The sequence below is a fragment of the Klebsiella sp. C239 genome, assembly GCF_048822715.1.
GTDB classification, from domain to species: Bacteria; Pseudomonadota; Gammaproteobacteria; order Enterobacterales; family Enterobacteriaceae; genus Klebsiella; species Klebsiella quasipneumoniae.
Map to the genome: position 1 here is coordinate 1 of NZ_JBMEZK010000026.1, position 11,250 is coordinate 11,250.

Below are 11,250 nucleotides of genomic sequence, written 5' to 3' on the forward strand. Positions count from 1 at the left end.
GTGATGTTAAGGATGACTGCAACTTTATCCTGAGCCGTTATTTTCACGGTGAGTCACTTCCTGAACCGTTCCCCACTAAGCATGAGCGCTATGCTCAGCGGGAAAAAATCTGCGCCCTGTACGGTTACCGGCCGTGGTCATCTGCACTGTCTTCACAACTCGAATATCAGGCTCTTCAAATTGTTCGTCGTGATGTGACTCCAGGCTTTGTCGCCACAGAGCTGATCATCTGGCTCAACGAACATAAAATCATCCGACCCGGTTACACCACGCTTCAGGCGCTGGTGAGCCGGGTCCTTTCTGATGAAAGGCAGCGGCTGGAGCGTATTCTGGCGGAGCGGCTTGATGACACGACAATTGCCGGGCTGGACAAGCTGATTGAACGTGATGATACGCTTTCCCGGCTCGCCGTCCTCAGGCAGGATGCGCGTGACTTTGGCTGGCGCCAGATGGTCCACGAACGGGAAAAACGGGCCATCCTGGAGCCACTGCACCGCAAAGCCTGTGACGTCTTACCGGCGCTGAATATTTCTCAGCAAAACCTGCTGTACTATGCCAGCCTGGCAAATTTCTATACCGTTTACGATCTTCGCAACCTGAAGCCCGGGCAGACCCGCCTTTACCTGCTGTGCTATGCCTGGATTCGCTATCGCCAGTTCAGCGACAACCTGGTGGATGCGATGTTTTTCCATATGAAACAGCTTGAGGATGAGAGTCGCAGCGTGGCTAAACAGCTTATGGCTGACGTGCAGGAAAAACACCGGCGAGAAACCTCTAAAATCGGCCGTCTGCTGTCGCTTTACGTTGACGACAGTGTTCCGGACCCTACCACTTTTGGCGAGGTCCGTCGTCGCGCCTGGAAAATCATGCCACGGGAGGCACTGAAAAATACCGCGCAGCGCATGAGTGTAAAACCCGTCAGCAGACTGGCGCTACAGTGGCAGGCCGTGGACGGTATGACAGCATTAATCCGGCGTCACCTGCGGCCATTATACCTGTCACTCGACCTCACCAGCGTGGTCCGGGACAGTCCGTGGGCTGAGGCGCTGCACTGGCTCCGAATGGTGTTCGGCAAAAAGCAGACACTTTCGCAGCGGTCACTTGAGGAATGCCCGCCTGAAACGTTACCCGCACGGCTGCGTCCATATCTGCTGGAATACGGTGAGGATGGTGAACCCACAGGCCTGAATGCCGGACGCTATGAGTTCTGGCTCTATCGCCAGATAAGAAAGCGTTTTCAGGCTGGTGAATTCCACCTCAATGACAGTCTCCGGCACCGCCATCTTTCTGATGAACTGGTACAGGAAGGGGAACAGGCCGCCGTACTGGCTGAAATGAACATCCCATTTTTGAAAAAGCCGATAAAAACGCAGCTAAAGGTGCTGGAGTCCGAACTGCACCGGCAGTGGAAAGCCTTCAACCGTGAGCTGAAGCAGGGGAAGCTAAAACATCTGGAATACGATAAAGAAACGCAGAAGCTGACCTGGCATAAATCAGTGGTCAGTCGTAATAAGGAGCAGAACAAGCGTTTTTATGAGCAACTTCCATTCTGTGATGTGACCGATGTTTTCCGCTTTGTTAACGAACAGTGCCGATTTCTTCATTCTATGAAGCCGCTACAACCCCGTTATGCCAAAAAAGAAGCGGATGCAGACAGCCTGATGGCGGTCATCGTTGCGCAGGCGATGAACCATGGTAACCATGTCATGGCGAGAACCAGCGATATTCCGTTCCATGTTCTGGAAACCACGTACGAACAGTACCTTCGCCTGGCGTCGTTGCTGACGGCCAATGACTGTATCACCGATGCCATAGAAGCACTGCCGGTCTTCCCGCTCTATTCGTTTGATCCGGAGACTCTTTATGGAGCCGTTGACGGGCAGAAATTTGGTGTTGAGCGTCCGACAGTGAAAGCCCGATATTCACGTAAATATTTTGGTCGCGGTAAAGGCATGGTGGCTTACACACTGCTGTGTAACCACATCCCAATCAACGGATGCCTGATTGGCACAAACGAGTACGAAGGCCACCATGTCTTTGATATCTGGTACCGCAACACTTCAGCCGTGAAGCCTGTGGCCATTACCGGAGACATGCACAGCATCAACAAGGCCAACTTTGCGATCCTGCACTGGTTTGGCCTTCGATTTGAACCTCATTTTACTGACCTGAACAGACAGTTGTCGGAGTTGTACTGTACCAGAGAGCCCTCGACATATAAGAAGTGCCTGATTCAGCCTGCCGGACAGATTGACCTGGAACTTATTACCCGTGAAAAAAGCAATCTCGAGCGCATTGTCGCCACGCTGGGGCTGAAGGAAATGACGCAGGGAACGCTGATCCGCAAATTATGCACATATACAACGGCTAATCCGACAAGACAGGCAGTATTTGAATATGACCGGCTGGTTCGCAGTATTTACACCCTGAAGTATCTGCGCGATCCCCAACTGGAACGAAACATCCGCCGCTCCCAGAATCGGATTGAATCTTATCACCAGCTCCGTGCTGCCGTCGCCAAAGTCGGTGGAAAGAAAGAGTTAACCGGAAAAAACGACATTGAAACAGACATCAGTAATCAGTGCGGGCGGTTGATCTGCAACGCGATCGTTTATTACAACTCAGCGATCCTGTCGCGATTACTGGAACGGCTGGAAGCAGAAGGAAACGACAAGGGCATTGAGGCTTTGACCCGGATATCGCCGGTGGCCTGGCAACATATCTTGCTGAACGGACATTATACCTTCCAGAGCAGCAATGAAATTATTGACCTGGATGCACTGGTTGCTGGGCTGAAACTGAGGTAACGGAAATTTCGGCGGTTCCGGCGTAGAACCCCAAGTTGATAACGTCGTTCAGTTCTGTCCATGTAAAGTCATCAAGGTATTTTTCCTGATTAAGCGCCATCCTGGTGAAATCTAGTGCACTTGTCCAGGATGAAAAATCACGAAAATCAGAGAACCCGCAGGGTATGACGACCTGTGCATTCCAGTCTGCCATCATCTGTTTTAGTTCTTCATTGTTTTCGTCCATCCCGTTATCGATGTGATCGAGAATGCCATTCAGCTGACTGACCAGTTCTTTCATCTGTTTACGGGTGACCCGTGCGGGTTTCATTCGCTCAGGTAATGGCATCAGAAATACTCTCTTTTTTATCGTGCACTCGGGGGAACTAAGTAATCTATCGGGCTATGAATCAGAGCTCAAATCGTTTTTTTTCTTTCTGATGATCCGCATTCTGCCTCGGGTCCACCTCTGCTGTTATTTTTAAGTGAATGAAAATAAATAAAAATATTGTTAACCACGACATATTGACAGAGCTGGTATATCAAGAGCAGCATCAAGATACTGTATATAAATACATGCTTTTATATGCAGTAACTGGCGTGGCAGAGAACTAATAACAGCCTCCGGATAGCTGTCCTGAAGCAATAAACCGCACGCCGTATTTCAGAAAATTGGAAAACAAAAAAAACAAAAGAAGGAAATGTGTGATTGGTGGATTTAACTATAACGGTGAGGGTGCTACGAGCTCAGGCCTTAGCTCTCCTTCTGCCAGTGATGTGGCTAATCAGTTTAATAGTTTTGGTGGGACGCAAATCCGGGCATCAGATGTCTCGAATATTCGCAGTGATGGTAATGGTGGGTATATGGCGGATATTCGGGGGCAGATTCACACTGTGTCCTCTGAGGAAGGCTCAACAACTGTCAGTGGCTTCGATGGTGTCCGCAGTTCTTCTACCGGTAATGGCGGAAGTCAGGGTGGGCAGGGGCCACAGGGACAGTCTCTTGTTATGCATAACGGGCAGATGGGATACTGGGAAAACCGATCATCCGGGGCTGGTAATAACGAACATACTACCCGCGCTTTTGTGGCTGTAGGTCCATCAGAAGCAGAAAAAGCTGCACGAGCGGAGAAGGTAGCTAAGGAAAAACAGCAAGCAGAAGAGGCTGCAAAAGCATTCGCAGCGAAAACAGCAGCGGCATCCGCCGCTGCTGAAAAAGAACGTCAGAATGCGATTTCTGCTGCGGCTGCTGCAGGTCAACATCAAACTGTTCCTGATGCGCGTAATAATCTGAATCAGGCGACTGCTGAAGCATCACGCCTGAAAACAGTGGCAGATAATGCCCTTAATACAGCGAAGAATAAGCGAAAGGAAGCTATCGATGCCGTACCAGTAGCAACTCAGGCTGAGAAAAAATATCAGGATCTGCAGCAAAGCATTAAAGGCCTCACTCTAAATAATAACGGCCAATACGGTACCCAAAAATGGGAGGTTATCAGTTCGAATAAAGAGCATGACCACTGGGGATACCGGTTCTATCCATCTGGGATCACAAAAGCTCAGGTTGATGCAGCGCAGAATGATGCGGTGAACAAACGAAATGCTGCTACCAGTCTTGCCAGTCAGGCAACGGCCGCTGAGCAGGCCAGTCTGCAGGCATCAGCTGCCTATAATGCTGCAGAAACGCGCCGTCAGGCTGCCCAGGCTGCATTAGCGTCCGCAGAACAAGCCGCCGCTGCTGAACGTAAACGCCAGGAGGCGGAAGCAGCAGCCGCCGCTGCGGCAGAAAAAAAACGACAGGCTGATGCAGCAGCGAAAGCCGCTGAGGAGGCCAGAGCCATTGCTGAAAAAGCAAAAGCGCTGCAGGCCCGTTGTACAGCCGCAGATAAACTGAAATCTTCAGAGATTCAGGCTGTCAGGGGTATCCCGGCTACAGCGGCACCTTTTGCTATTCCTCTGACCTGGTCAACTGCGTCACGTGGAGGTTTTACTCTGTCGGCTGATGCTGCGGCCAGCCTGGGAGCTTTCATCAGCGAGGCTCTGGCGACGTTAAGTGTCGCTGTGGTGGCTAACCCAGTAGCATTAACCATTGCCGGTCTTGTGTTATCGAAATCAGTTGGCGTCGGTAGTGATATGGTGCCCGGTCGGGATATCAGTTCGATGATGCCTGGCGATGCGTTTGGTCTGCCTGATACCGCGGCATTGAATAAAGCAGCAGATCAGAAAACATCTGTCAGTATGCCGGTTCGTGGCCGTCTGGTTATGAATGATAGCGGCATTCTGGATGTTCAGCTGGTCAAAACCAATACTGCCGGTGCCGTGAAGGTCGCTCGTGCTGTACTGGATAAGGAAACCGGCTACTGGGGCTATACTCTTCCCGCTGTCGCAGATGTACCGGCGCAAACTATTTTTGTCAGCCCGGCTGACGCACTTGGTGCAAATGGACCACTGACGCTAAGCGGGCCGGTACCACTACCGGAGCGTATTCTGCATACCGGTGATCAGATTTCGGCGCCACAGGCTACAGATAAAACCGTGACGCCGGTAGCGGATGACCTCGATTTTGACGATATTATTCTGGTGTTTCCACCGGAGTCCGGCCTAAAACCGCTGTATGTGATGTACCGTAGCCCTCGTAACATGCCCGGTACAGTAAGCGGCAAAGGGCAGAACGTTGGCAATAACTGGATGGGGGGGGCCAGTACCGGGGATGGTGCTCCTGTTCCTTCCCAGATTGCGGATAAATTACGCGGGAAGACTTTCGGTAGTTTTGATTCTTCCCGTCGGGCGTTCTGGAAAGCGGTTGCTGACGATTCTGCACTAAGCAAGCAATTTAGTGAAGCTGATATTAATCAGATGAAAGCTGGAAGGGCACCTACTGCGGACTTTTTAGAATCAGTAGGGAAACGTGTTAAAACTGAATTACACCACGAAAAAGAAATATCTCAAGGAGGGGCTGTTATGGATGTCGATAACATTAAGGCGCTAACACCTAAAAATCATATTGAGACACATAAAGGAAAATAAAATGGCTGGTAATAAAATTTCAGATTTTACGGAAGAAGAATTTACTGCTTTTGTTAGTAAAATAATCGCTGCTGATTTTCCAACTGACAAAGAGAACGATGATGCTATTTATTCGTTCGCCCAACTAACAGAGCATCCTGCTGGTTGGAACCTCATCTTCAAGCCTAAGGTAGGCGAAGATTCTTCGGCGAAAGGAATTGTTAAAACCGTAAAGGAATGGCGAGCTGCTAACGGTAAGCCAGGTTTTAAAAATCGTGATTGGATGTGCGGGTTCAGGTGATGAATCCGCACATTTTTAACTCTGGATTTGAAGAATAATTACTAGATATCCATTATTTTTTCCTGTCTCCAAACTGACCCCATGATGGATGGTTTCTGGGCTCTGTCCACGATACCGGCGACGGACCCGTCTGCTACTGGTTTCGGCATACCACAAAATCCTGACGCCTCCGCATGGCGTCGTTGTCCAACCCCGGGAACGGGGAAAAGCCAGTTTCCCCCGCTCCCGGCGTTTCTTAAACACCCGTTAAGGAAATACTGTGAAAAAAATGAACCGTACACTCCACAAATGTTGTCTGTCGGGGCTTATCAGCCTGGCTTTGTGTGCACCTGTTCCGGCCGTGTATGCCGCCAGCATCGAGACGGGATATTCTCCGGAAGGAACGGCTCTGCAGTTGGTCCTGAAGACTATTGATTCTGCGCAGCAGGAAATCCGACTGATGGGGTATTCCTTTACCTCGCCTGAAGTCGCCGGTGCGCTTGTCAGGGCAAAGCGGCGTGGTGTCGATGTGAAAGTGGTTCTGGACTGGAAAGCCAATACCGGCAAGCAAAACCAGGCGAGCCTGGCGGCCATGAATCTTCTGGTCAATGCCGGCATCCCGGTTCGCACAGTGTCGCAGTACAAAATCATGCACGACAAAGTCATCATTGCCGACGGCCGCAATATTGAAGTCGGGTCTTTTAACTACACCCGCGCCGCTGATCGGGTAAATTCAGAGAACGTGCTTGTCGTATGGGATGATCCAGTCGTTGCTCAACGCTATCTGCAGCATTGGTTGACTCGCTGGTCGCAGGGTACGGACTGGAAACGGGCTTATTAATGCTCCTCAGACATAAAACGAGCATCAATACGGTTTACTTACGTCCATGCTAAAGCGCCTGGTCCGCCCGTCGCTCGTATCTTATCTCTTAAGCCTTGCCCCTGAAGGTACTCACTTTTAGTTCAGGATGGGGCTACTCTCCCACTCTCTTAAAAGAGGACATAGGCATCTCATTCAGTTGAAATTTGTACGCCAATACAAATTACAATTTTAGAAAGGATCTCTTGCAAATTGAAAGTAAGTTATTGATTTGCAGGATCTGAGAGTTCTGTAGTATCCTCCGTTCCGAAGACATTTCTGAGGTGTCAGGAGAGCGATAAATGTCACGTTCAGCAGATAAAACCACTTCCTCTACGAATGCAAAACGTGCATACCGGAAAGGTAAGCCAATGTCTGCCAGTGAGAGGCAGCTTGCTGCAATTGCGCGGAAACGCGAAACTCATAAAGAAGTTAAGGTTTTTGTTAAAAACCCACTAAAGGACGTGATGATAGCGGTTTGTGAGGAAGAAGGTCTGACACAAGCCCAGTTTATCGAGAAACTCCTCGAGCGAGAGCTTACAGAACGTGGTCTTATAGATGTAAAGACTTCACATTCTTGATCATGTTTTTATTGAGTGCTAGATTGTTGATGGTCTGAATAATTTTGGGTGTGCCACGCCCTAAGGTGGCAGGGAACTGGTTCTGATGAGGTATCTACCCGGGACCAGAAAAGCAAAAACCCCGATAATCTTCTTCAATCTTGGCGGAAGGAAAAGATTAACGGGGCCTTCATAAACTGCATAGAACGTGTTGCTCTATGCGGGGAGTATATGTACATGCTCAGAAAACTTCAAGATCAGTTTCTGTGTCATTCGCTCCTTCCGTGCAACATAAGCGCAGGAAGCGGTGACTGATATCCTTCAAAACCACTATTCACAGGTTAAAAACCCGAATCCGGTATTCACGCCGCGTGAAGGGAAAAAGACCCTGCCGTTCTGCCGTAAGCTGATGGCGAAAGCCGAAGGCTTCACGTCCCGTTTTGATTTTTCCATTCATGTGGCGTTTTTGCGTTCGCTGGGTAAGCGGCACAGGATGCCACCCCTGTTGCGCCGGCGTGCAATTGACGCGCTACTGCAGGCAATGTGTTTTCACTATGATCCGCTGGCCAATCGCGTGCAGCGCTCGATTACCAATATGGCCATCGAGTGTGGACTGGCCACCGAGTCCAGGAGCGGCAACCTGTCAGTCAGCCGTGCCACCCGGGCGCTGAAGTTTCTGGCCGAGCTGGGGCTCATCACCTATCAGACTGAATATGACCCGCAGATCGGCTGTAACATCCCGACCGATATCACCTTCACCCCGGCTCTGTTTTCCGCGCTTGACGTTTCTGAGGTGGCTGTGGTGGCCGCGCGCCGCAGCCGTGTGGAGTGGGAAAACCTGCAGCGCAAAAAGCAGAAACTGAAACCCCTGGAGATGGACGAACTGATCGCAAAAGCGTGGCGGTTTGTGCGTGAGCGTTTTCGCAGCTATCAGGCTGAGCGTAAATCTCACGGCCGTAAGCGGGATACTGCACGGCGGGATGCATCACGGCAGCGTCATGACATCGAGACGCGCGTGCGTCAGCAACTGACCCGCGAATACGCCACCGGCCGCTTCATGGGCGATAAAGAAGCGCTGAAGCGTGAGGTTGAGCGCCGTGTGCAGGAGCGCATGCTGCTGTCGCGCGGGAACAACTACACGCGACTGGCCACTGTCCCCCTATAACATTCCTTCCTTAAAAAATCCGGCCGGCGCCGGAGGCTTTCGCACGCCTGTTGGCCGGCTACTACGTATTATCTTATCTTCAGGCCTGCTTTCCTCACCATAATTCCGGTCTTCCTTGCGTCAACGTGGCCTTAAATGTTATCGCCGGCGTCACTTCTGACGGCCGATTTCTGTTATCCACATATAACTGCAAGGGAGTATTTCATTAGGCTACAACCGTGATACGTACAAAGCACATGCCGTCGGACTTTCAGGGCGCGTGGTTCCTTTTAAACACCAGCTCTGTATCTCTTTTAAAGATCCTTTAATAAATCCTGTAAACACATAACCTGTTCATCGCCTGCCCTGTGGACAGGCTGCGGAGAGTGCCCGCCCTTGCAGCGACCTGACGGTCGCGCCGGTTCGGCAACATCAGAGAGAGCTCCCATCGCTGCGCGACGGGCCCCAACCGGAGAACCAAATTAGTTACAGCATTCAAATGAAAATTCATCATAAAACCGGCGCCGGTTTGCCAGCCGGGAGCCCCTCCCCACCACTGAAAAGCGCCGCCGCCCCCGGCCGAAGGCCGGGGAACACCATCGCTTTAGAATGGCGGATGTTGTAACTAGATCTTGTCATTGCTGTGGGTGGTGTTGCTTTTCGTTCTGGCGTACACGCTCGTAAGCGGCCCTAACGGCCCGCTAACGCGGAGATACGCCCCGACTGCGGCTATCGCCTTGTCGTGACCACTCCGACCGCGCACAGCAGCTTCTGTATCGTTTTTAGCGGGTTTGTTCTGGGCTTAGCAGTGTGGGGGATTATTACGGCTGAAGCCGTAATGCTTTTTTCGTCCTCGCTTCGCTGCGGGGGTCTCCGGCGCATGGCGCCTCCCATGCGCTGACGCGCATCAAAAACCCGTCCCCTGCGCCACTTGTGTCTGACGCACGCGAGAGTCCGCTGCGGCAAAAAAACAAGAAGAGAGCTAGACGAAGGTCGCTCAGCTCCCCGTAATTTTTTATATACTCACCACGGGGACATTAGATCTGCTTTTGCCAAAAAAACGGCTAGTTTTTTCTGGATTTACCCAAACCAAAGGCACCGGCATTCACTATAAACGAGGCCTTTCTGATCGGCGTATCGATATCAAATATGGGGTTTTCAGCACGCCTTCTTTCAAAGTACTTATTTCTCTCCGATTCATTTTTAAAAGCGCTACCTGTCCTTGCAATCCTCTCCTGAATAAGCATCTTTTCATGCTCAGCCTTTTTGGTTGAGTTGGCCTTAGCGAGATTCTTTTCAAGGGATTTCGTATGCTTTTTTATATGCTTTCTCAACCTAGCTTTATGGCCAAATGAGAGTTTACATATCGGACAAGTGAATAATTCTTCCATAAGCTTCATGAGTGTAAGGGGAAGGTTATATTTACCATAGCATTCCTTGTCCGAACTGCCATGCGATGGTCCACCGGGGCAATGAGGCAAAGCCGTTGTCTGTGGAAGCACTACGCGGCATGATGAGCGTCGCCAGTTGCACACCGGCAAAGACGTGAAACACTTTTAACCGGAGCCAGTCATGCGCGTTGCCGAAAGCATCATCCTCGATGCCCTCACTCGCGGAGGATGCATCAAAACCTTTTACCGCATATCCTCACGGCAGGCTGCTGAATCGGCCACGCGGATACCTGAGGGGTATATTCTGGAGTCGCCCGGCGAGCGGGAAGATATTGTGCTCTCGCGCGCGGACTTTCATGCGCTGGAGAAGCTGCTGGAGCAGAAGGAAACCTGGGAGCAGGTGGTCGGTGTGACCTGTTTTGGTGGGGCAACATGGCAGCTGAGACCGACTGTACAGAGCTGAACAACTGAGATTTAAGACCTGGGAATCAGTAAGACTGAAGGGAGGTATCTGTTATGACGCTGACAGAAAAAACAGGCCATCTGGCATGGTGTGCACTGGTCGCGCTGGCACTGGCCAGACAGGAGCAGGGAGAACTCTCTCCCGCACAGGAAAATCTCTTTCTCACCCGCTGGCTCGCGGCAGCACTGAAGCAACGGCGATTCTCGCGCGATGTGGCACAGGATATCGGGTGGTTACTGAATCAGGGGCGTTTGCTGGGTGTGAGAGCTAAGCTGGCCGACAAACTGGGCTATGTCTGGCGCTCCTGCAGCGGCGAGTTGACTGAACAGAACGACATGTTCCGCCTGACGTATGCGCTGGAAACAGCGAAAGACATGGGCTGGAATTACCGCGTAATGAGCGACAGAGAATGGGCCGGACGATATGCTTTGGTACTCAATCCTGGAGTAAACGGTGTTTATCTCTTACGGACAAACCTTGATGCCGCTTTTGACGACAATGGCCAACAGACAAATCCGCTGACAGTACGTCTGACAGGGAACGTAACTGGGATAATGAAACTGTTAAATCGCTGTGGCTGGCAGGCTGAGCCTGAGTCTGATGCCTCCCTGCCCCACCAGTTTTCACTGATGGCCCGGCAGGGAGTGCCAGGAAAGGGGGATTAGTGGCGGATTTGTGCCAGGTCATCTTCAGTCAGACCGGTCATTTTCATGACAGTATTGCGGTCAATGCCGTTCTGCAGCATGGTACGGGCAATTTTC

The 11,250-nt window shown here is 51.1% G+C and carries 12 protein-coding genes and 2 pseudogenes; 11 read left to right on the top strand and 3 right to left on the bottom strand.

Going from position 1 to position 11,250, the window contains the following annotated elements; genetic code table 11:
* Positions 1-2,807, top strand: a 2,807-nt coding sequence (locus ACOI6Z_RS27050; RefSeq protein WP_420687553.1) for a Tn3 family transposase, incomplete at its 5' end; no start/stop codon positions are given.
* A gap of 34 nt (positions 2,808-2,841) precedes the next feature.
* On the opposite strand, the pseudogene ACOI6Z_RS27055 reads toward ACOI6Z_RS27050, so the two are convergent.
* Positions 2,842-3,135: pseudogene (locus ACOI6Z_RS27055) on the bottom strand (hypothetical protein); the annotation flags it as partial.
* 360 nt (positions 3,136-3,495) lie between these two features.
* Between ACOI6Z_RS27055 and ACOI6Z_RS27060 the strand changes: the two are divergent.
* The 8 genes and pseudogenes from ACOI6Z_RS27060 (at position 3,496) to repA (ending at position 8,656) form a co-directional block, all read left to right on the top strand.
* On the top strand, positions 3,496-3,882 hold the full coding sequence (locus tag ACOI6Z_RS27060) for a hypothetical protein (RefSeq protein WP_004152299.1): 387 nt from the start codon (positions 3,496-3,498) through the stop codon (positions 3,880-3,882).
* Complete coding sequence (locus tag ACOI6Z_RS27065; RefSeq protein WP_032429298.1) at positions 3,795-5,813, top strand: S-type pyocin domain-containing protein; 2,019 nt, start codon at positions 3,795-3,797, stop codon at positions 5,811-5,813. Before ACOI6Z_RS27060 ends, ACOI6Z_RS27065 begins: the two co-directional genes overlap by 88 nt.
* Position 5,814: 1 nt before the next feature.
* Positions 5,815-6,093, top strand: a complete 279-nt coding sequence (locus ACOI6Z_RS27070) for a bacteriocin immunity protein (protein WP_004152296.1) — start codon at positions 5,815-5,817, stop codon at positions 6,091-6,093.
* Positions 6,094-6,176: 83 nt separating this feature from the next.
* Positions 6,177-6,257: pseudogene (locus ACOI6Z_RS27075) on the top strand (hypothetical protein); the annotation flags it as partial.
* 104 nt (positions 6,258-6,361) lie between these two features.
* Positions 6,362-6,913 (top strand): phospholipase D family protein, encoded by a 552-nt coding sequence (locus tag ACOI6Z_RS27080; protein ID WP_004152294.1) that lies wholly within the window; start codon positions 6,362-6,364, stop codon positions 6,911-6,913.
* 320 nt (positions 6,914-7,233) lie between these two features.
* Positions 7,234-7,512 (top strand): replication regulatory protein RepA, encoded by a 279-nt coding sequence (locus tag ACOI6Z_RS27085; protein ID WP_004199332.1) that lies wholly within the window; start codon positions 7,234-7,236, stop codon positions 7,510-7,512.
* A gap of 216 nt (positions 7,513-7,728) precedes the next feature.
* The gene (gene tap / locus ACOI6Z_RS27090; protein WP_004171457.1) at positions 7,729-7,806 is read left to right on the top strand and encodes a RepA leader peptide Tap; all 78 of its coding nucleotides are present in this window, start codon (positions 7,729-7,731) and stop codon (positions 7,804-7,806) included.
* Positions 7,799-8,656, top strand: coding sequence for an incFII family plasmid replication initiator RepA (repA, locus tag ACOI6Z_RS27095; protein WP_004152292.1), 858 nt, complete (start codon positions 7,799-7,801; stop codon positions 8,654-8,656). Before tap ends, repA begins: the two co-directional genes overlap by 8 nt.
* 1,043 nt (positions 8,657-9,699) lie before the next feature.
* Here the strand turns inward: repA and ACOI6Z_RS27100 are convergent.
* Positions 9,700-10,026, bottom strand: a complete 327-nt coding sequence (locus ACOI6Z_RS27100) for a C2H2-type zinc finger protein (protein WP_004201125.1) — start codon at positions 10,024-10,026, stop codon at positions 9,700-9,702.
* 181 nt (positions 10,027-10,207) lie between these two features.
* Between ACOI6Z_RS27100 and ACOI6Z_RS27105 the strand changes: the two genes are divergently transcribed.
* Complete coding sequence (locus ACOI6Z_RS27105) at positions 10,208-10,489, top strand: hypothetical protein (protein ID WP_001568067.1); 282 nt, start codon at positions 10,208-10,210, stop codon at positions 10,487-10,489.
* Positions 10,490-10,542: 53 nt separating this feature from the next.
* Positions 10,543-11,154, top strand: a complete 612-nt coding sequence (locus tag ACOI6Z_RS27110) for a DUF2913 family protein (RefSeq protein WP_000176305.1) — start codon at positions 10,543-10,545, stop codon at positions 11,152-11,154.
* On the opposite strand, the gene ACOI6Z_RS27115 is transcribed toward ACOI6Z_RS27110, so the two are convergent.
* Positions 11,151-11,250 (bottom strand): hypothetical protein (locus ACOI6Z_RS27115; RefSeq protein ID WP_021313670.1); only part of this gene is annotated, 100 nt, incomplete at its 5' end. The two genes, ACOI6Z_RS27110 and ACOI6Z_RS27115, sit on opposite strands and share 4 nt — an antisense overlap.